Source organism: Rubrivivax gelatinosus (assembly GCF_004340905.1).
GTDB classification, from domain to species: Bacteria; Pseudomonadota; Gammaproteobacteria; order Burkholderiales; family Burkholderiaceae_C; genus Rubrivivax; species Rubrivivax gelatinosus.
The window spans coordinates 25,932-44,125 of sequence record NZ_SLXD01000001.1 but is presented as its reverse complement, the minus strand read 5'-3'; the positions used below and the strand labels follow the sequence as shown (position 1 = coordinate 44,125).

The following is an 18,194-nucleotide window of genomic DNA, read 5'->3' as shown; positions in this document are numbered from 1 at the left end:
GCCCCCTCGGGGGGCGGCCGCCAGGCGGCCGCGGGCGCCGTCTACTTCAGGTCTTCGATGAGGTCGATGTATTGCTGCATCGCCTCGTTCGCCGACGTGCCCTTCAAGCCTGCCCAGGCGTCGTACTTCGCCCGGCCGACGAAGTCGGTGAAACCCGGGCGGTCGCCCTCGACGTCGCCGACCGTGGCCTGCTTGTAGAGCGAATAGATCTTCAGCAGCGTCGCGTTGTCGGGCTTGGCCGGCAGCGACTTGCTCTCCGCGACGGCCTTTTCGAACGCAGCCTTGAGTTGCGGCATGGTGCAGGTCTCCTCTGACCCGTGATCCGGGCTTGACGCTCCCGATGTTAGCGGCCATCGTGCCCCGAAAAAGCGGAGGAGCGCATGAGTCTTGACGCCGAGCGCATGTCACGCGTGGACACCGCGTGGCTGCGCATGGACAACGACGTCAACCTGATGATGATCGTCGGGGTCTGGCTGCTGGAACCCGGCATCACGCTGGCGGCGCTGCGCCGTCGTGTCGAGGAGCGCTTCCTGCGCTACGCGCGTTTTCGCCAGCGTGCCGTGCCCGACCTGCTGGGCGCCTCCTGGGTCGAGGACGAGCACTTCGACCTCTCGCGCCACGTCGTCACCACCAAGCTGCCGCGCCGCCGCGGCCAGGACGAACGTGCGGCGCTGAAGGCCTTGTGCGCGGAGCTGGCCGCGACGCCGCTGGACCCGCAGCGCCCGCTGTGGCAGTTCCACCTGATCGAACGCTACGAAGGTGGCTCGGCCATCGTCGTGCGCCTGCACCACTGCATCGCCGACGGCATCGCGCTGATCTCGGTGATGCTGTCGATCACCGACGGCGGCGCCGAGCCGCCGAAGCACCCGAGACACGCGCACGGCCAGGAGCATGGCCATGAACACGGCCACGAACACGACTGGCTCGCCGACGCGGTGCTGCGCCCGATCACGGACCTGACGGTCAAGGCCATCGGCATGTACGGCAACGGCGTCGCGCGTTCGATGGAGATGCTGGCGCACCCGCAGACGCGTTTCCTCGGTTCGCTGGCGGTGGCGCGCCACGGCTGGCAGGTGGTGCACGACGCCGCCGCGCTGGCGCTGATGACCGACGACTCGCCGACCGCGCTGAAAGGCAAACCCGGCGGCCTGAAAGCCGTCGCCTGGAATGAACCGCTGCCGCTGGACACCGTCAAGGCCGTCGGCAAGGCCCTGGGTTGCTCGATCAACGACGTGCTGCTGGCCTGCGCCGCCGGCGCGATCGGCCGCTACCTGCACGATCTCGGCGACGACCCGGCGGGCAAGGAGATCCGGGCCATGGTGCCGGTCAACCTGCGCTCGAGCGACAAGGCCTGGCAGCTGGGCAACCGCTTCGGGCTGGCGCCGCTGGTACTGCCGATCGGCATCGACAACCCGATCGAGCGGGTCTACGCGGTGCGACAGCGCATGGCCGAGCTGAAGGGCAGCTACCAGCCGCTGCTGGCCTTCGCCGTGCTGGCGATGGCGGGTTTCCTCGTCAAGCCGGTGCAGGACGCGGTGCTGAACCTGTTCGCGCGCAAGACGACGGCGGTGATGACCAACGTGCCCGGCCCGCGCGAGCCGCTGAAGTTCTGCGGCTCGACGCTGCGCCAGACCATGTTCTGGGTGCCGGCCTCGGGCGATGTCGGCCTGGGCGTCAGCGTGCTCAGCTACGGCGGCGGCGTGCAGTTCGGGCTGATCGCCGACACCGCGCTGTGCCCTGACCCGCAGGCCATCGTCGAACGTTTCGAACCCGAGTTCGAGAAGCTGCTCTGGCTGACGATGATGCTGCCCTGGCCGGGCGAGGACGGGGCGGCCGCCTAACAGGCCGTTGAAAAACCACCCGTGAAGCCGAGGTCGCCCACCGCGTTCGAGGTCGAAACGCTCATACAGCCCGACGCTTCGGTCGCCGACGCCGAAGACAGGCTATTTCGACGGGATTCAGGCGCTTCAAGGTGGTCATTCGGCCATCCCGACGTTCATTACGCGCACTGCGGGCGCAGTGGGGCCAAGGTGCGCAACCGCGAGAGGTTGTAGGCGGCCATCGTCAGCGTCAAAAGCTGGTCGATCTTGTCCAGTCCCGGCACCATCACCTGGCGGATCGAGCCGACGACCTTGCCCCATCCGAAGCACTGCTCGATGCGCTTTCTGCGTGACGTAGCCGGGATGCCGCGTCGTGCGCCCGTCGATGGCACTGCCGCCGCTGCGGGCGGTGTTCTGCGCGACGTGCGGCGTGACGTTCATCTCGCGGCGTGCCTTGACGAAGCCCTTGGTGTCGTACGCCTTGCCTGCGGCAACCGTCACGCGTTTGCCCGGGCTGGCGACGTCGGTCAGCATCTGCGCGGCGACGTCGCTCGGCCGTGCCATCGGCCTGGCTGGCCTGGCCCAGGCCTGGATGAGCGTGCCATCGACGCTGAAGTGCTCGCCCGACAGCAGGTCGCGCTTGTGCGCCATCTCTACCGTCTCGTTGAACAGGTCCGTTACCGCGTCGTGCTCGATGAGCCGGTCGCGGTTCTTGCTGAACACCGAGTGGTGCCCGCCAAGGACACCGTACTCGAAGACCGTCTTCACGTAGAAGACGTTGGCCTGCTCGTGCTCGAGCCGCTCGCGCAACGCCTCCCATTGCAGCTCCGTGACGGCGACGGTCACCTCCACGGGCTGGTCCGCCAGTTCAAAGAAGTGCGCCGAGTGCAGCCGCCCGTTGCGGCCGATCCCGTCGACGCCGGCCGTCATCGTCGAGCCGGTGATGCCGAGCGCCTTGACGGCCTCGAGCAGCCAGCGGCCCATCGGCTGCCTGCCGTGGCGCCGCCCTTCGACGGTGAAGAACGTGATCTGGTCGCCGTTCATGGTCAGCCTCCTGCAGTGCGGGCGGTACGAAGCAGCGCGACAGAAAGTCCCTCAGTTGCCGGTACCCGGCCGTGTTTCTGCAGGCGCTGGAGCGCGCGCAGCGGACATCAGAACTTATAGGTGAGATTGAGGTGAATGTTCCTCGGCTCCCCATAGGACGTGGTGCGATAGAACCCGACATTCGTCCGGTATGCCTTGTCGAAGACATTGTTGATCTTCAACCCCGCCGTCAGTTGCCTGGAAATTTCGTGGCGTGCCATCAGGTCGAAAACCGCATAGGCCGATTGGCTGTACTCTTCCTGCCGCCCCAGCCCGTAGTTCATGATGGTCTGATACGTGCGGCTTTGCCAGCGGCCTCCGCCGCCCAGCTTCAGCCCCGGCAGCAGGGCATCAGCCCTGTAGCTCGCGTACAGCTTGAACTGGTTGGCCGGCGCTGTGGTCGAGACCAGTTTTCCATCCTGGCGCGCCTTCACATGGGTGAAGCTGCCTTGAAGCTGGCTGTTGCGCGTCAGCGCGCCCGTCACCTCGGCTTCGAAGCCCTTGGCCTTCACGCCCTGAATGCCGCGATAGGCTGGATTCCCGTCGGGCGCGTAGGTGTCTTCGAGTTGCTCGGGATAGTTTTCCTGGTGGATCTCGAAGTACGCCGCGCTGGCGTTCAGGGCGCCATCGAAAAATTCCCCTTTCAACCCGGTTTCGTAGCTCTTGCCTTCCAGCGGGTCGATCAGGTTGCCGCTGACGTCGCGATAGCTCTGAGGCTTGAAGATGGTCGTGTAGCTCGCGTACCAGGAAATGTTCTTGTTGATTTCATAAATGAGCCCGGCATAAGGCACGAAATTGCCGTTCTTCTGGAAGTCGATGGATGAATTGGGCGCTGTGTAGCGGTAGTTGGCGAACCGGCCTCCCAGCAGAACTTTCAGGGAGTCGGTGGCGGAGAGGCGGGTGGCCGCATAGACGGCTTCCTGGCGCGTTGTCTCGTCCTGGTACGACGAAGGCGTGCCCCACAGCGGCTCCGGGATGTCTCCATTCCAGTTCCAGAAGTCGCTGACGATCCGCTGGGGATAGCTCACGTTCGCATAAGTGGTGCCCGTCCAGTGCGCTCGCGAGACCTGTCCACCCAGCACCAGTTCGTGCTCCCGCCCCAGCCAGGAGAAAGAGCCGTCGACTGCAAAATCGAAAGTGTCGGTATTCGTTCTCCCCACATACTTGTTGGCGAAGATGGTGGACGTGCCATCCGCAAACGGACCGCTCTGGATCGACCCCAGCTTCGCGTCATAGCCGTTGTACTGGTGGGTCAACGAGGCCTGGAGCTTCCACCTGTCCGAGAGCCACTGCGTGAGCGATGCGAATGCCGAGCCTGAAGTCTGTTCCCAGCCACTCCAGTTGGCGCCACTGTTGTACGAGCGGGGCAGGGAAATCCGGTTGCCGTACCTGTCGTAGATGGGCCGGGTGCCACTCCAACTCGATCGCTGCGGGTCGGTGTTCTGATAATCGAATCCGATGCTCAACAGTGTGTCTGGCGTCAGATCGGCTTCCAGCATGCCGTAAAGCACGGAGGTCTTGCGCTGGCTGCCATCGAGGAACGAATGCTGGTCCTGAAACGCGACGACGCCCCGACCGCGGATTCTTCCGTCGGTGCTCAACGGCGCGCTCACATCGAGTTCAGCGCTGTAGTTGTCCCAGGAGCCCGCCCCGACCCTGACCTGCTTCTGCGATGTCGCCGTCGGCTTCTTGCGCACGAGATTGATGATGGCGCCTGGCTGTCCCGCACCGGTGAGAAGGCCTGCCGCGCCCTTGAGCACTTCGACGCGGTCATAGATGGCCGTACTGCTCAGATTGTTGCCGGCCGAGAAGGCGGAGTTGATGGTCGTCGGGACGCCGTCGTACTGGAAATTTTCGATGCCGAAGCCGCGTGCGGAGTAAGTCGTCCGCTCGGAATCCAGCGAGGAAACATGAACGCCCGGCATCTGCTCCAGCACCTCGTTGAGGCTGCTCAGCGCGTAGTCGTCGATTTTTTCCCGGGTGACGACGCTGATCGACTGCGGGGTTTCGCGCTGCGTCAGGGCCAGCCCCGTGGCCGTGGAGCTCGGGCCTGCCGCCCTGTAGCTGCCGCTGCCCTGAGTGGTCGCGCTGACCTCTGCTTTCGCCTTGACCGTCACCGCCGGCAAAGTCGTTTCTCGCACCCGGACTTCAGGCAATGTTGCTTCACTCGGAGATAGCGCAGGAGCTTTGCGTAGCGTGTATTCGCCGCTGGTGTCGCGCACTGCCTGCAAGCCGGTACCGGCCAACACTTGGCGCAAAGCCTCTTCCTCAGTCAGGCTACCGGTAGCCCCTGGGCTCTTCAACCCTGCCGTGAGTTCAGCGTTGACCGCGATCTGGGCTCCGGCCTGGCGGCCGAAGCGGCTCAACGCTTGGTCGAGTGAGCCGGCCGGAACGTCGAAACTGCGGCGAGCATCTGCCGCCGCCGGGATGCCTTGGGCCCAGGCAGAGGGCGCAGGCGCCCCCAAAGCCGCACTCAGCAGCAAGCCCAGCAGAGCTTGTGCCACAGGGGTCAACGGGAATCGCGTGGCGGTGGCTGCGCGCGGCTGGTCCAAATGCTTGCCGGGCTGAGTGATCGGAGATTGAGCGCGAACGGCCGCCATGTGCAGGTTTCCTTGTGCGAATGCTGTTGTGGAAGAAAGCACAGCAAAACGACAACTACCTGGGCAGAGGCGCCGTCTCGCCTGGCTTCACATGTAAAGCCGCACGAGATTCAAAAAACTGCCGACTGATTTGTAACAGCCCGAAGAGCCGGGCCGGCATCTGGCCGGAGGGGAGGGCCGCACCACATCGCGCGGGAGGTCTCAGCGCGCGGAAACCGTCACCCAATACCGCGTCACGCGGTTCACCCGTACCGGCAACTGCCGCTCCAGCGAGGAAAGGATACGTTCGGTGGGGTTGACGCCGCTCAGCGGCCAGGAGCCCGTGATGCGCAGATGCGCGACTTCCGGCGCGCAGCGCAGCCGGCCGTGCCGGTAGCGGTCGAGGTCGGCAATGAACTCGCCCAGCGGCGTGCTCTCCGCAGTCAGGACCTCGTCGGCCCAGGACAGGGCCGCATCGCGAAGCGGCTCAACGGACGAAACCTGCTGCCGGTTGAAACGAACCTGCTGACCCGCCCTGACGAGCGTCGGGGCATCTGAAGCCGCCCCCGCCAAACGAACCTCCATAGCGCCTTCTGCAACGGCGAGCCGCGTGCTGCCTTCGGCCGGGCTTTCATCGCGGCGCACGGAAAAGCGCGTGCCCACCGGGATGAGCGTGCCTTCCCGGGTCGAGACGACGAAGGGTCGTCCTTGCGCATCGGGGGCCGTGGTCACCAGGATCTCTCCGGTGCGCAAAACAATGCGGCGCTGCTGCGCGGTGAATTGGATGTCCAGCGCCGTGGCGGTGTTGAGCATCAGTTGTGTGCCGTCGACCAGCACCAGGCTGCGGCGCTCACCAGTGGCCGTGTGCTCGTCGGCCATGGCCGATGCGAGTTGGGCGCGCCAGGGCACCTGATCCTGCACCAGATACAAGGCGGCGCCGCCGGTGCCCACCCACATCAGCGTCTTGAATGCGCGGCGCCGCGCGGGCTCGAGTTCGGCAGCGCGGGCCAGCGTGGCGCGCGAGACGTCCGGCGCAACGTGCAGGGTACTGGCCTGCAGCCGTCCGCCCATGGACTGCAAGCGCCGCCAGGCACGTGCGTGCTCGGCATGCGCAGCCTGCCATTGCTCGAATTCGGCCTGGTCCTGCGGAGTTTGTTGGCCAGAGGCGAGCCGAACGTACCAACCCACAGCCTGCTCGACGATGCCGTCCGCAACCGGGTCGTCATCATGGTTGGCCGCGGCACCGGGGTTTGGACCCTGGCGTGAGGAAAACAGTGCTGCCTCCTGTGTTTCGTCCGCAAGCCGCCGCGTCAGCGGGTGGCGTAGAGCGCCTTGTAGCAATGGGCCACAGCGCGCGTCATGGCCTTTTGCACGACGTTGACACTGATACCGAGCTGCGCGGCGATCTGCGGGTAGGTCTGGCCGTCGAGCTGCGACAGCAGGAAGGCTTCGCGCACCTGTGCGGGCAAGCCGTCGAGCAGACTTGCGATTTCTTCAAGGGTCTCGAGAATGAGATACCGCTCTTCCGGTGACGGTGCGAGCGGCTCGGGCCGCGCGGCGAGCGCTTCGAGCCATGCCTGTTCCAGTGCGTAGCGCCGCCAATGGCTGGCGACCAGGCCGCCAGCGATGGTGCTCAGGTAGGCGCGGGGTTCATGGACGACTTGGTCCGGGCCTTTGCCCAGTACGCGCACGAAGGTGTCGTGCGCCAGGTCTGCAGCATCGAGTGCGTTTCCGAGTTTGCGGCGCAGCCACCCCTGCAACCAGCCGTGGTGGTCACTGTAAAGGGTTTGCACATCCAGTGAGGTTTCGCTGGCCGACATAACACGCCGATCGCGATTTGCGTCGTAAAGCGGTATTGAGACGTATTCGCATCGTAGCAGATGATGAAACTCGACTGCTCTAGGCTCTGCCGAGACCCACCGGGATCAAAGGGAGGTCCCTCGCTGGCCCCCCAGTTGCCAGGTCACCGACGACCGAAACCCAGGCTGCCGATGCCCGTGCCGCCGCCGATGAGCTGCAGGTCGACCGGGTGGGGCCGATCACGCGCACTGGCCGCTGGGTGGGCAGGTGCGAACGAAGCTCCACCACCACACCGCCTCCAGTAATGGCGCCTAAGCCGCCTGCAGCGCCAGCTTCGCCGCCTCGAGCTCCAGCCGTTCGAGCGCGTCGGCCGGCACGTGGCGCGCTGCGTCGGCGAGCAGTCGCCGGGCCTCGGGCCGTGCCGCCTCGCCTTCGAGGATCAGCAGCCCGCGCGCGACCTCGACCTTGACGATCGCGCTTGCCGGGTTCAGCGCCAGCGCCTGGCGGTAGTGCGCCAGGCCTTTGCCGGCATCGGCGCCTTCGGTCATCGCCAGCAGCCGTCCGACGCGGGTGATGGCCTCGGCGTGGAAGGTGGCCAGCGCCAGATGGGCTTCGGGGTGTCGGGGCGCCAGCTTCAGCGTGTGCTCCAGCGACTGCCGCACCTGCGGTGCCAGGCGTTCGGCGACGAGCTTCAGCAGGTCCAGCGACTCGGCGCGCCGGCCCTGCGCGTAGGCGTGCCAGAACCAGCCCGCCGGGTTGGCGGGCTCGGCCTTCTGCTGGGCGAGCGCGCGTCGCGCGACCTCGTCGTACATCGCCAGCCGCGTGCGTTCGGTGCGTTCGAGGTAGGTGGCCTGCAGCGCCTGGGCCTTGTTGGCCAGCGAGACGCCGGCCGGGCCCAGCGCCAGCGCGGCGTCGTAGGCGGCGCGGAACTCGCCGGCGTGGAACCGTGCCCAGGCCGCGAGCAGTGCCGCATCGCGCGGCAGCGGCTCGGTGTCGCCCAGGTGCAACCGCTTCCAGCGCCGGCGCAGCGCCGCCGGCTCGTGCACGTAGCCCGGGTCGGGCCAGGGGAAACGCACCCAGCGCGCCATCAGGCGCGGTAGGGCGCGGCCAGCGCGTTCAGGTGCGCGCGTGACTCGGCGTCCAGATAAGGCAGCAGCAGGCTCATCGTGTGCCAGGCGCCACGCGCCAGTGCCGCGCCGGCGCCTTCGGGCTCCAGCGCGCGGCGCGGGTCGCGCACGTACTCGTAGCTCAGCCAGTAGGTCAGCACGACGACCATCGCGGTGGCCAGCGGCTCGGTCTCCTCGGGCGTCAGCCGCACCGCGCCGGCGCCCGACAGCCCGGCCAGCAGCTGGCGCACCGCCTCGCCCTTGTGGCGCAGCACGAACTGGAAGTGCGTCTCCAGACGCCGGTTCTTGCTGAGCAGGTCGTTCAGGTCGCGGTACAGGAAGCGGTACTGCCAGACCAGCTCGAAGAACATGTGCAGGAACAGCCACGCGTCCTCGACGTTGCGCACGCCGTCGGCGGCGCGCAGCAACTCGTCCAGCGCCCGTTCGTAACGGTCGAACAGCGCGTTGATCAGCTCGTCCTTGGCCGGGTAGTGGTAGTACAGGTTCCCGGGACTGATGCCGAGCTCGGCCGAGATCAGCGTCGTGCTGACGTTCGGCTCGCCGAACCGGTTGAAGAGGTCCAGCGTCACCTCGAGGATGCGTTCGGCGGTGCGCCGCGGCTTCTTGGGCGTCGGCATGGTGCGGCGCATTGTGCACCGTGGGGTCTGGGGTGCGCTGCCTACAATCCGCCCCCCATGCCCGCTGTCCGTTTCGATCACGTCACCAAGACCTTCCGCGGCGCACGCGGCACCGTCCAGGCCCTGGACGGCGTCAGTTTCGACATCGAGCCGGGCGAGTTCTTCGGCCTGCTCGGCCCCAACGGCGCCGGCAAGACGACGCTGATCTCCATCCTCGCCGGGCTGGCGCAAGCCAGCGGCGGACGGGTCGAGGTGATGGGCCACGACGTCGTCGCCGACTTTGCCGCCGCGCGCCGGGCGCTGGGCATCGTGCCGCAGGAGCTGGTCTTCGACCCCTTCTTCAGCGTGCGCGAGACGCTGCGCATCCAGAGCGGCTACTTCGGCCTCAAGCACAACGACGACTGGATCGACGAGCTGCTGGCCAACCTGGGCCTGGCCGACAAGGGCGGCGCCAACATGCGCCAGCTCTCCGGCGGCATGAAGCGGCGGGTGCTCGTCGCCCAGGCGCTGGTGCACCGGCCGCCGGTCATCGTGCTCGACGAGCCGACCGCCGGCGTCGACGTCGAGCTGCGCCAGACGCTGTGGCACTTCGTCGCACGCCTGAACCGCGAAGGCCACACGGTGCTGCTGACCACGCATTACCTCGAAGAAGCCGAGGCCCTGTGCGGCCGCATCGCGATGTTGAAGCAGGGCCGCGTCGTCGCGCTGGACAGCACCTCGGCGCTGCTGTCGGGCATGGCCAGCACGATGCTGCGCTTCAAGACCGACGGCGTGCTGCCGCCGGCGCTGGCCGCGCGCGCCCGCGTCACCGGCCGCATCGTGCAGATCAAGGCCCACGACGCCGCCGAGGTCGAACACGACCTGGCCACGCTGCGCCAGGCCGGCGTCGCCGTCGAGGACCTGGAGATCGGCCGCGCCGACCTCGAGGACGTCTTCCTCGGCATCATGGGCGGGGAGGGCGCACGATGAGCGGCATCGACCTCGCCGGCGCCGGCACGCTGTTCCGCAAGGAGGTGCTGCGCTTCTGGAAGGTGGCCTTCCAGACCGTCGCCGCGCCGGTGCTGACGGCGGTGCTGTACCTGCTGATCTTCGGCCACGTGCTGGAAGACCACGTCGAGGTGTTTCCCGGCGTCGGCTACACGAGCTTCCTCGTGCCCGGGCTGGTGATGATGAGCGTGCTGCAGAACGCCTTCGCCAACACGAGTTCCTCGCTGATCCAGAGCAAGATCACCGGCAACCTCGTGTTCCTGCTGCTGACGCCGCTGTCGCACTGGGCCTGGTTCGTCGCCTACGTCGGCGCGTCGGCGGTGCGCGGGCTGGTCGTCGGGCTGGGCGTGCTGGGGGTCACCGTCTGGTTCGCGCCGCTGCACCTGGCCGAGCCGTGGTGGGTGCTGGTCTTCGCCGCGCTCGGCGCCGGCATGCTGGGCGCGCTCGGGCTGATCGCGGGGCTGTGGGCGGAGAAGTTCGACCAGCTTGCCGCGTTCCAGAACTTCATCGTCATGCCGATGACCTTTCTGTCGGGCGTCTTCTACTCGGTGAAGTCGCTGCCCGGCGTCTGGCAGGCGGTGAGCCACCTGAACCCCTTCTTCTACATGATCGACGGCTTCCGCCGCGGCTTCTTCGGCGCCAGCGACGTCTCGCCCTGGCTCAGCCTGGCGGTCGTCGGCACCAGCTTCGTCCTCGTCTCGGCGATCGCCTTGCGCCTGCTGGCGTCGGGCTACAAGCTGCGCTCCTGACGCCCGCCGCGGCGGCCTGAGATAATCGCCCTCCAACCCCTGCACGAGCCTCCGAGCATGACGCACATCCACGCCGCCTGCGACGCCAAGCCTGCCGACAAGGACGCCGCCAAGCCCGCCGGCGGCCTGCAGGAACAGCTGTCGTTCAAGTCGCGCTTCGTCCTCGTCTTCGGCGAGATCGACGACAAGCTGGCGCGCGCCACCTGCGAGCGCCTGATCGCGCTGGCGCAGGACTCCGACGCGCCGATCCACATGCTGATCAGCAGCCCGGGCGGCCACGTGGAAAGCGGCGACGCGATCCACGACATGATCCGTTTCATCAGCGCGCCGGTGACGACCATCGGCAGCGGCTGGGTCGCCAGCGCCGGCACGCACATCTACCTGGCCGCGCCCAAGGAGCGCCGGGTCTGCCTGCCGAACACGCGTTTCATGATCCACCAGCCCGCGGGCGGCGCCGGCGGGCGCGCCACCGACATCGCGATCCAGGCCAAGGAAATCATCAAGACGCGCGAGCGCATCGCGCGTGTCGTCGCCACCCAGACCGGCCAGAAGATCGAGAAGGTCATGGCCGACATGGAGCGCGACTACTGGATGAGCGCCGACGAGGCCATCACCTACGGCATCGTCTCGCGCGTCATCGAACGTCAGACGGAACTCGCCTGATGGCCGAGCCGACCGTCGCCGAGGTCCGCGGCTACATCCAGGCCGGGCTGCCCTGCGAGCACCTGCAGGTCGAAGGCGACGGCCGCCACTTCTTCGCCACCATCGTCTCGTCGGCCTTCGAGGGCCTGAACCGCGTGCGCCGCCACCAGCGGGTCTACGCGGCCCTGGGCGATAGAATGCGCGAGCAGATCCACGCGCTGTCGATGAAGACGCTCACGCCGGCCGAGTACTCGGCCCAAGGCGCCACCCACCACCCCTGACACGGCACCTGCGGCGCGCCGCGGGTGGCCGCGTGCTGCGCTGCCGCCCGTCCCGTGCCGCGTGCTTTTTCCGAGCACCAGCATGGACAAACTCCTGATCCGCGGCGGACGCCGCCTCCAAGGCGAGGTGTCGATTTCCGGCGCCAAGAACGCGGCGCTGCCCGAGCTGTGCGCCGCGCTGCTGTGCGCCGGGCCGCTGACGCTGGACAACGTGCCGCGCCTGCAGGACGTGGCGACGATGCTGTCGCTGCTGCGCCGCATGGGCGTCGCCGTCGAGCGCCCCGAGGACCAGCCGGCCCGCGTGACGCTCGCCGCGCCCGACAGCCTGGACCCGGTCGCGCCCTACGAGCTCGTGAAGACGATGCGCGCGTCGATCCTCGTGCTCGGCCCGCTGCTGGCACGTTTCGGCCGCGCGACGGTGTCGCTGCCCGGCGGCTGCGCGATCGGCTCGCGCCCGGTCGACCAGCACATCAAGGGCCTGCAGGCGATGGGCGCGACGGTCAAGGTCGAACACGGCAACATCGTCGCCAGCGCCGGCCGCCTGCGCGGCGCGCGCATCACAACCGACATGATCACCGTCACCGGCACCGAGAACCTGCTGATGGCCGCGGCGCTGGCCGAAGGCGAGACGGTGCTGGAGAACGCTGCCCAGGAGCCCGAGGTCACCGACCTGGCCGAGCTGCTGATCTCGATGGGCGCGAAGATCGAAGGCCACGGCAGCGGCCGCATCCGCATCCAGGGTGTCGAGCGCCTGCACGCGCCGGCCGCGCCGCACCGCATCGTGCCCGACCGGATCGAAGCCGGCACCTTCCTCTGCGCGGTGGCCGCCGCCGGCGGCGAGGCCGTGCTGCGCGACGCGCGTGCCGAGCACCTGGACGCCGTCATCGCCAAACTGCGCGAGGCCGGCGTCGCGATCGAAGCGGGCGAGGGCTGGATCCGCGTGCGCGCCGACGCGCGCCCGAAGGCGGTGAGTTTCCGCACCAGCGAGTACCCGGCCTTCCCGACCGACATGCAGGCCCAGTTCATGGCCGTGGACTGCGTCGCCGAAGGCGCGGCCAAGGTCTCGGAGACGATCTTCGAGAACCGCTTCATGCACGTCAACGAGCTGGTGCGCCTGGGCGCGAGCATCCAGGTCGACGGCCACACGGCGATGATCCAGGGCGTGCCGACGCTCTCGGGTGCCACCGTGATGGCGACCGACCTGCGCGCCTCGGCCAGCCTGGTCATCGCCGGCTTGGTGGCCGAAGGCGAGACCACGGTGGAGCGCATCTACCACCTCGACCGGGGCTACGACCGCATGGAAGCCAAGCTGCGCGCCCTCGGGGCGGACATCGAGAGAATCCGATGATCACGCTCGCACTGTCCAAGGGCCGCATCTTCGAGGACTCGCTGCCGCTGCTGGCGGCCGCCGGCATCGAGGTGCTGGAGGATCCGGAGAAGAGCCGCAAGCTGATCATCGGCACCACGCGGCCCGACGTGCGCGTCGTGCTGGTGCGCGCCAGCGACGTGCCGACCTACGTGCAGCACGGCGGCGCCGACCTGGGCGTCGCCGGCCTGGACGTGCTGCTGGAGCACGGCGACGGCCTGTACCGGCCGCTGGACCTGCGCATCGCACGCTGCCGCATGAGTGTCGCCACACGTGCCGACTTCGACTACGCGAGCGCCGTGCGCCAGGGCGCCCGCATCCGCGTCGCCACCAAGTACACCCAGATCGCGCGCCAGCACTTCGCCGCCAAGGGCGTGCACGTCGACCTGATCAAGCTCTACGGCTCGATGGAGCTGGCGCCGCTGACCGGTCTGGCCGATGCCATCGTCGACCTGGTTTCGACCGGCAGCACGCTGAAGGCCAATCAGCTCGTCGAGGTCGAGAAGATCATGGACATCTCGTCGCGCCTGGTCGTCAACCCGGCCGCGCTGAAGTTGAAGCGCGCCCCGCTGCGCGCGCTGATCGACGCCTTCGAGCAAGCCGTGGAGTCCCGCGCATGAGCCCAGTTGCGATCACCCGCCTGTCCACCGCCGACGCCGGTTTCGAAGCCGGTTTCCAGCGTGTGCTGCACTGGTCGGCCGAGACCGACGCCGAGATCGAGGGCCGCGTCGCCGGCATCCTCGACGACGTGCGCCAGCGCGGCGACGCCGCGGTGCTGGAATACACGGCACGTTTCGACCGCCTGCAGGCCGACTCGGTCGCCGCGCTGGAGATCGGCGCCGACGAACTGCGCGCCGCATTGGCCTCGATCACGCCGGCCCAGCGCTCGGCGCTCGAAGCCGCCGCCGAGCGGGTGCGCGACTACCACCAGCGCCAGCTCCAGGCCTGCGGCCAGAGCTGGAGCTACCGCGACGCCGACGGCACGCTGCTGGGCCAGAAGGTCACGCCGCTGGACCGCGTCGGCATCTACGTGCCCGGCGGCAAGGCGGCCTACCCGTCGAGCGTGCTGATGAACGCGATCCCGGCCCAGGTGGCCGGCGTCGGCGAGATCGTGATGGTCGTGCCGACGCCCGGCGGCGAGCGCAACGCGCTGGTGCTGGCCGCGGCCGCGGTCGCCGGCGCGCACCGCGTCTTCACGATCGGCGGCGCCCAGGCCGTGGCCGCGCTGGCCTACGGCACGGCGACCGTGCCGCGGGTCGACAAGATCACCGGCCCGGGCAACGCCTACGTCGCCAGCGCCAAGCGCCGCGTCTTCGGCCAGGTCGGCATCGACATGATCGCCGGCCCCAGCGAGATCCTCGTGCTGGCCGACGGCACGACGCCGGCCGACTGGGTGGCGATGGACCTGTTCAGCCAGGCCGAGCACGACGAACTCGCGCAGAGCATCCTGCTGTGCCCGGACGCCGGCTACATCGCCGCGGTGCAGGCCGCCATCGAGCGCCTGCTGCCGACGATGCCGCGCCAGGCGACGATCCGCGCCTCGCTCGAAGGCCGTGGCGCGCTGATCCACACGCGCTCGATGGAAGAAGCCTGCGAGATCGCCAACCGCGTCGCGCCCGAGCACCTGGAAGTCAGCTCGGCCGAACCCGGCCGCTGGGAGCCGCTGCTGCGCCATGCCGGCGCGATCTTCCTCGGCGCCTACACCAGCGAGAGCCTGGGCGACTACTGCGCCGGCCCGAACCACGTGCTGCCGACCTCGGGCACCGCGCGCTTCTCGTCGCCGCTGGGCGTCTACGATTTCCAGAAGCGCAGCAGCCTGATCGAGGTGAGCGAAGCCGGTGCCCAGGTGCTGGGCCCGATCGCCGCCGAACTGGCCTACGGCGAAGGGCTGCAGGCCCACGCCCAGGCTGCCGAGTTCCGTCTGAAGAAGCCTTGTTGAGCGCGGCCTGAGCTCAACCCGACGATCCCTTCGCAGCCCCAGGCCGGAAAGCCCGCGATGACTCCCGATCTCCCGTCCCTGATGGCCCGTGTCGTGCGCCAGGACATCCAGGGCCTGCACGCCTACGCGGTGCAGCCCTCGGCCGGCTTCGTCAAGCTGGACACGATGGAGAACCCGTTCCCGCTGCCGCCGGCGCTGCAGCAGGCGCTGGGCGAGCGCCTGGGCCGCGTGGCGATCCACCGCTACCCGGCCGAACGCACCGAGGACCTGAAGGCGGCGCTGGCGGCGTTCGCCGGCCTGCCCGAAGGCTGCGCGCTGACGCTGGGCAACGGCTCCGACGAGCTCATCACGATGCTGAGCCTCGCTTGCGCGGTGCCGGGCGCGGTCTTCATGTCGCCACTGCCCAGCTTCGTGATGTACGGGCTGTCGGCGGCGCTGCAGGGCGTGCGTTTCGTCGGCGTGCCGCTGGCCGCCGACTTCGAGCTCGACGAGAAGGCGATGCTGGCGGCGATCGCCGAGCACCGGCCTTCGCTGCTGTATCTCTCCTACCCGAACAACCCGACCGGCAACCTCTGGGACGACGCCGTCGTCGACCGCCTGATCGCGGCGATGGGCGAAGCCGGCGGTCTGGTCGTGATGGACGAGGCCTATCAGCCCTTCGCCGCGCGCGACTCGATGGCGCGGCTGGCGGCCCACCCGCACGTGCTGGTGATGCGCACGATGAGCAAGTTCGGCCTGGCCGGCGTGCGCATCGGCTACCTGATGGGCCGCAGCGCGCTGATCGCCGAGATCGACAAGCTGCGCCCGCCGTTCAACGTCAGCGTGCTCAACGCCGAGGCCGCGCTGTTCGCGCTGGAACACGCCGACGAGTACGCGCGCCAAGCCGCCGAGATCCGCGCCCAGCGCCAGCGCCTGTACGAGGCGCTGCTGGCGATGCCCGGCGTGCACCCCTGGCCGAGCGAAGCGAACATGATCCTCGCGCGTGTGCCCGACGCCGCAGCGGCCTTCGCCGGCATCAAGTCGCGCGGCGTGCTGGTGAAGAACGTCTCGGCGCTGCACCCCTCGCTCGCCAACTGTCTTCGCCTGACCGTCGGGACCCCCGACGAGACGACCCGACTGATCGACGCGCTGCGCGCCAGCCTGTAGAAGGACGCCATGGACACCCGCACCGACGCCCGCACTGCCGAAGTCCGGCGCGACACCCGCGAGACGCGCATCCGCGTGCGCGTCGACCTCGACGGCCGCGGCGACGCCAAGCTCGCCACCGGCATCGGCTTTCTTGACCACATGCTCGACCAGGTGGCGCGCCACGGCATGATCGATCTGGAAGTCGAGTGCGAGGGCGATTTGCACATCGACGGCCACCACAGCGTCGAGGACATCGGCATCACGCTGGGCCAGGCGGTGGCCAAGGCGGTGGGCGACAAGCGCGGCATCACGCGCTACGGCCACAGCTACGTGCCGCTGGACGAGGCGCTGTCGCGTGTCGTCGTCGACTTCTCCGGCCGCCCCGGGCTGGCCTTCGACGTCAAGTTCAGCGCCGGCATGATCGGCGCGCTGGACACCCAGCTCGTCTACGAGTTCTTCCAGGGCTTCGTCAACCACGCGCTGGTCACGCTGCACGTCGACAACCTGAAGGGCGTCAACGCGCACCACCAGTGCGAGACGGTGTTCAAGGCCTTCGGCCGCGCGCTGCGCATGGCGCTCGCCGCCGACGAACGTGCGGCCGGCATCGTGCCGTCGACGAAAGGTTGTTTGTGAGCGTCGTCGCCGTCGTCGATTACGGCATGGGCAACCTGCGCTCGGTGTCGCAGGCGGTGATGCACGTCGCCGCCGGCACCGGGCACGAGGTCGTCGTCACCTCGCGGCCCGAGGACGTCTTCGCCGCCGAGCGCATCGTGCTGCCGGGGCAGGGCGCGATCCGCGACTGCATGCGCGAGCTGCGCGATTCCGGCCTGCTCGAGGCGGTGCTCGACGCCGCCGCGAACAAGCCGCTGATGGGTGTCTGCGTCGGCATGCAGATGCTGCTGACGCACAGCGAGGAGCAGGACACGCCCGGGCTGGACCTGATCCCCGGCGAGGTCAAGCGTTTCCGCCTCGAAGGCCGGCTGCAGGACGACGGCAGCCGCTTCAAGGTGCCGCAGATGGGCTGGAACCAGGTCTGGCAGCGCCCGCACGCGCTGTGGCACGGCGTGCCCGACGGCGCTTTCTTCTATTTCGTACACAGTTATTACGCGTCACCGGCAGATCCCGCCCACACGGCGGGCGAAACCGACTACGGCGCGCGCTTTACCTGCGCTATCGCGCGGGATAATATTTTTGCCACCCAGTTCCACCCCGAGAAAAGCGCTGCGCACGGCCTCGCGCTGTACCGCAACTTCCTGGGCTGGAAACCGTGATCCGTCTTTCCCCTCTCCACGGCGCCGACGAGCCATGCTGCTGATCCCCGCCATCGACCTGAAGGACGGCAAGTGCGTCCGCCTGCAACAGGGCGATATGAACGCTTCCACGACCTTCGGCGACGACCCTGCCGCGATGGCGCGCCGCTGGCTAGACGCCGGCGCACGCCGTCTGCACCTGGTCGACCTCAACGGTGCCTTCGCCGGCCGGCCGATCAACGAGGTGGCCGTCAAGGCCATCCTGCGTGAGGTCGGCGACGAGATCCCGGTGCAGCTGGGTGGCGGCATCCGCGACCTGGACACGATCGAGCGCCTGCTCGACGACGGCATCAGCTACGTCATCATCGGCACCGCGGCGGTCAAGAGCCCGGGTTTCCTGAAGGACGCCTGCACGGCCTTCGGCGGCCACATCATCGTCGGCCTGGACGCCAAGGACGGCAAGGTCGCGACAGACGGCTGGAGCAAGCTGACCGGCCACGAGGTCGTCGACCTGGCGAAGAAATTCGAGGACTACGGCGTCGAAGGCGTGGTCTACACCGACATCGGCCGCGACGGCATGCTCACCGGAATCAACATCGAGGCCACCGTCAAGCTGGCACAGGCGCTGTCCATTCCCGTCATCGCCTCGGGCGGCCTGTCGGACTTGGCGGACATCGAACGCCTGTGCGGCGTCGAGCCGGAGGGCGTCGAAGGCGTCATCTGCGGGCGCAGCATCTACACCGGCGCGCTCGACTTCGCCGCCGCGCAGGCGCGCGCCGACGAGCTCAACGGCGCCGCCTAACCTCTTTCGCGCCGCCCCTCGCCG

18 protein-coding genes and 2 pseudogenes are annotated in these 18,194 nt (G+C 68.4%); 12 read left to right on the top strand and 8 right to left on the bottom strand.

All coding sequences use genetic code 11. The features are described 5' to 3' along the window. Window positions 1–41: 41 nt before the first annotated feature. On the bottom strand, window positions 42–296 hold the full coding sequence (locus EV684_RS00220) for an acyl-CoA-binding protein (RefSeq protein ID WP_014427063.1): 255 nt from the start codon (window positions 294–296) through the stop codon (window positions 42–44). An 84-nt stretch (window positions 297–380) separates the two neighbouring features. On the opposite strand from EV684_RS00220, the gene EV684_RS00215 reads away from it, so the two are divergent. Next, a complete protein-coding gene (locus EV684_RS00215) occupies window positions 381–1,841 on the top strand; it encodes a wax ester/triacylglycerol synthase family O-acyltransferase (RefSeq protein WP_132644197.1) in 1,461 nt (486 codons plus the stop codon). Window positions 1,842–1,999: 158 nt separating this feature from the next. Here EV684_RS00215 and EV684_RS24145 read toward each other — a convergent pair. From EV684_RS24145 to EV684_RS00185, 7 genes and pseudogenes are all read right to left on the bottom strand, one after another. Beyond that, window positions 2,000–2,549: pseudogene (locus EV684_RS24145) on the bottom strand (IS5/IS1182 family transposase); the annotation flags it as partial. 75 nt (window positions 2,550–2,624) lie between these two features. Next, a pseudogene (locus tag EV684_RS24505) lies at window positions 2,625–2,864 on the bottom strand (DUF190 domain-containing protein); the annotation flags it as partial. Window positions 2,865–2,971: 107 nt separating this feature from the next. After that, window positions 2,972–5,503 carry a TonB-dependent siderophore receptor gene (locus EV684_RS00205; RefSeq protein ID WP_132644196.1) on the bottom strand — a complete coding sequence of 844 codons (2,532 nt, stop codon included), beginning with the start codon at window positions 5,501–5,503 and terminating at the stop codon, window positions 2,972–2,974. Window positions 5,504–5,704: 201 nt separating this feature from the next. Further along, window positions 5,705–6,670 (bottom strand): FecR domain-containing protein, encoded by a 966-nt coding sequence (locus tag EV684_RS00200; RefSeq protein ID WP_165908351.1) that lies wholly within the window; start codon window positions 6,668–6,670, stop codon window positions 5,705–5,707. Between the two features lie 122 nt (window positions 6,671–6,792). Next, a complete protein-coding gene (locus EV684_RS00195; RefSeq protein ID WP_132644194.1) occupies window positions 6,793–7,302 on the bottom strand; it encodes a sigma-70 family RNA polymerase sigma factor in 510 nt (169 codons plus the stop codon). A 291-nt stretch (window positions 7,303–7,593) separates the two neighbouring features. Next, window positions 7,594–8,370 (bottom strand): tetratricopeptide repeat protein, encoded by a 777-nt coding sequence (locus EV684_RS00190; RefSeq protein ID WP_132644193.1) that lies wholly within the window; start codon window positions 8,368–8,370, stop codon window positions 7,594–7,596. Next, window positions 8,370–9,026, bottom strand: a complete 657-nt coding sequence (locus tag EV684_RS00185) for a TetR/AcrR family transcriptional regulator (RefSeq protein WP_132644192.1) — start codon at window positions 9,024–9,026, stop codon at window positions 8,370–8,372. Before EV684_RS00185 ends, EV684_RS00190 begins: the two co-directional genes overlap by 1 nt. A 57-nt stretch (window positions 9,027–9,083) precedes the next feature. Between EV684_RS00185 and EV684_RS00180 the strand changes: the two genes are divergently transcribed. The 11 genes from EV684_RS00180 to hisA all read left to right on the top strand — a co-directional run bounded on the left by EV684_RS00180 (window position 9,084) and on the right by hisA (window position 18,170). Next, window positions 9,084–9,995: an ABC transporter ATP-binding protein gene (locus tag EV684_RS00180; protein ID WP_132644191.1), complete on the top strand. Its 912-nt coding sequence runs from the start codon at window positions 9,084–9,086 to the stop codon at window positions 9,993–9,995. Beyond that, the gene (locus EV684_RS00175) at window positions 9,992–10,762 is read left to right on the top strand and encodes an ABC transporter permease (protein ID WP_132644190.1); all 771 of its coding nucleotides are present in this window, start codon (window positions 9,992–9,994) and stop codon (window positions 10,760–10,762) included. The genes EV684_RS00180 and EV684_RS00175 overlap by 4 nt, the downstream gene beginning before the upstream one ends. 57 nt (window positions 10,763–10,819) lie before the next feature. After that, window positions 10,820–11,425: a ClpP family protease gene (locus EV684_RS00170; protein ID WP_132644189.1), complete on the top strand. Its 606-nt coding sequence runs from the start codon at window positions 10,820–10,822 to the stop codon at window positions 11,423–11,425. After that, complete coding sequence (locus tag EV684_RS00165; RefSeq protein ID WP_132644188.1) at window positions 11,425–11,685, top strand: BolA family protein; 261 nt, start codon at window positions 11,425–11,427, stop codon at window positions 11,683–11,685. The genes EV684_RS00170 and EV684_RS00165 overlap by 1 nt, the downstream gene beginning before the upstream one ends. A gap of 82 nt (window positions 11,686–11,767) precedes the next feature. Then, entirely contained in the window at window positions 11,768–13,033 is a 1,266-nt protein-coding gene (gene murA, locus EV684_RS00160; protein WP_132644187.1) for a UDP-N-acetylglucosamine 1-carboxyvinyltransferase, read from the top strand. After that, window positions 13,030–13,671 carry an ATP phosphoribosyltransferase gene (gene hisG / locus EV684_RS00155; RefSeq protein WP_132644186.1) on the top strand — a complete coding sequence of 214 codons (642 nt, stop codon included), beginning with the start codon at window positions 13,030–13,032 and terminating at the stop codon, window positions 13,669–13,671. Before murA ends, hisG begins: the two co-directional genes overlap by 4 nt. Further along, window positions 13,668–14,990: a histidinol dehydrogenase gene (gene hisD / locus EV684_RS00150; protein WP_132644185.1), complete on the top strand. Its 1,323-nt coding sequence runs from the start codon at window positions 13,668–13,670 to the stop codon at window positions 14,988–14,990. Before hisG ends, hisD begins: the two co-directional genes overlap by 4 nt. A gap of 57 nt (window positions 14,991–15,047) precedes the next feature. Further along, window positions 15,048–16,136, top strand: a complete 1,089-nt coding sequence (gene hisC, locus EV684_RS00145) for a histidinol-phosphate transaminase (RefSeq protein ID WP_132644184.1) — start codon at window positions 15,048–15,050, stop codon at window positions 16,134–16,136. A gap of 9 nt (window positions 16,137–16,145) precedes the next feature. Then, window positions 16,146–16,751 carry an imidazoleglycerol-phosphate dehydratase HisB gene (hisB, locus tag EV684_RS00140; RefSeq protein ID WP_014427074.1) on the top strand — a complete coding sequence of 202 codons (606 nt, stop codon included), beginning with the start codon at window positions 16,146–16,148 and terminating at the stop codon, window positions 16,749–16,751. After that, window positions 16,748–17,389 (top strand): imidazole glycerol phosphate synthase subunit HisH, encoded by a 642-nt coding sequence (hisH, locus tag EV684_RS00135; protein WP_132644183.1) that lies wholly within the window; start codon window positions 16,748–16,750, stop codon window positions 17,387–17,389. Before hisB ends, hisH begins: the two co-directional genes overlap by 4 nt. A gap of 34 nt (window positions 17,390–17,423) precedes the next feature. Next, window positions 17,424–18,170: a 1-(5-phosphoribosyl)-5-[(5-phosphoribosylamino)methylideneamino]imidazole-4-carboxamide isomerase gene (hisA, locus tag EV684_RS00130; RefSeq protein WP_132644182.1), complete on the top strand. Its 747-nt coding sequence runs from the start codon at window positions 17,424–17,426 to the stop codon at window positions 18,168–18,170. The last annotated feature ends 24 nt before the right edge of the window (window positions 18,171–18,194 follow it).

Bases quoted from the DNA above. Each gene is read 5' to 3' on its own strand.
- EV684_RS00220 (WP_014427063.1), bottom strand. From the start codon at position 296: ATGCCGCAACTCAAGGCTGCGTTCGAAAAGGCCGTCGCGGAGAGCAAG.
- EV684_RS00215 (WP_132644197.1), top strand. From the start codon at position 381: ATGAGTCTTGACGCCGAGCGCATGTCACGCGTGGACACCGCGTGGCTG.
- EV684_RS00205 (WP_132644196.1), bottom strand. From the start codon at position 5,503: ATGGCGGCCGTTCGCGCTCAATCTCCGATCACTCAGCCCGGCAAGCAT.
- EV684_RS00195 (WP_132644194.1), bottom strand. From the start codon at position 7,302: ATGTCGGCCAGCGAAACCTCACTGGATGTGCAAACCCTTTACAGTGAC.
- EV684_RS00190 (WP_132644193.1), bottom strand. From the start codon at position 8,370: ATGGCGCGCTGGGTGCGTTTCCCCTGGCCCGACCCGGGCTACGTGCAC.
- EV684_RS00185 (WP_132644192.1), bottom strand. From the start codon at position 9,026: ATGCCGACGCCCAAGAAGCCGCGGCGCACCGCCGAACGCATCCTCGAG.
- EV684_RS00180 (WP_132644191.1), top strand. From the start codon at position 9,084: ATGCCCGCTGTCCGTTTCGATCACGTCACCAAGACCTTCCGCGGCGCA.
- EV684_RS00175 (WP_132644190.1), top strand. From the start codon at position 9,992: ATGAGCGGCATCGACCTCGCCGGCGCCGGCACGCTGTTCCGCAAGGAG.
- EV684_RS00170 (WP_132644189.1), top strand. From the start codon at position 10,820: ATGACGCACATCCACGCCGCCTGCGACGCCAAGCCTGCCGACAAGGAC.
- EV684_RS00165 (WP_132644188.1), top strand. From the start codon at position 11,425: ATGGCCGAGCCGACCGTCGCCGAGGTCCGCGGCTACATCCAGGCCGGG.
- murA (WP_132644187.1), top strand. From the start codon at position 11,768: ATGGACAAACTCCTGATCCGCGGCGGACGCCGCCTCCAAGGCGAGGTG.
- hisG (WP_132644186.1), top strand. From the start codon at position 13,030: ATGATCACGCTCGCACTGTCCAAGGGCCGCATCTTCGAGGACTCGCTG.
- hisD (WP_132644185.1), top strand. From the start codon at position 13,668: ATGAGCCCAGTTGCGATCACCCGCCTGTCCACCGCCGACGCCGGTTTC.
- hisC (WP_132644184.1), top strand. From the start codon at position 15,048: ATGACTCCCGATCTCCCGTCCCTGATGGCCCGTGTCGTGCGCCAGGAC.
- hisB (WP_014427074.1), top strand. From the start codon at position 16,146: ATGGACACCCGCACCGACGCCCGCACTGCCGAAGTCCGGCGCGACACC.
- hisA (WP_132644182.1), top strand. From the start codon at position 17,424: ATGCTGCTGATCCCCGCCATCGACCTGAAGGACGGCAAGTGCGTCCGC.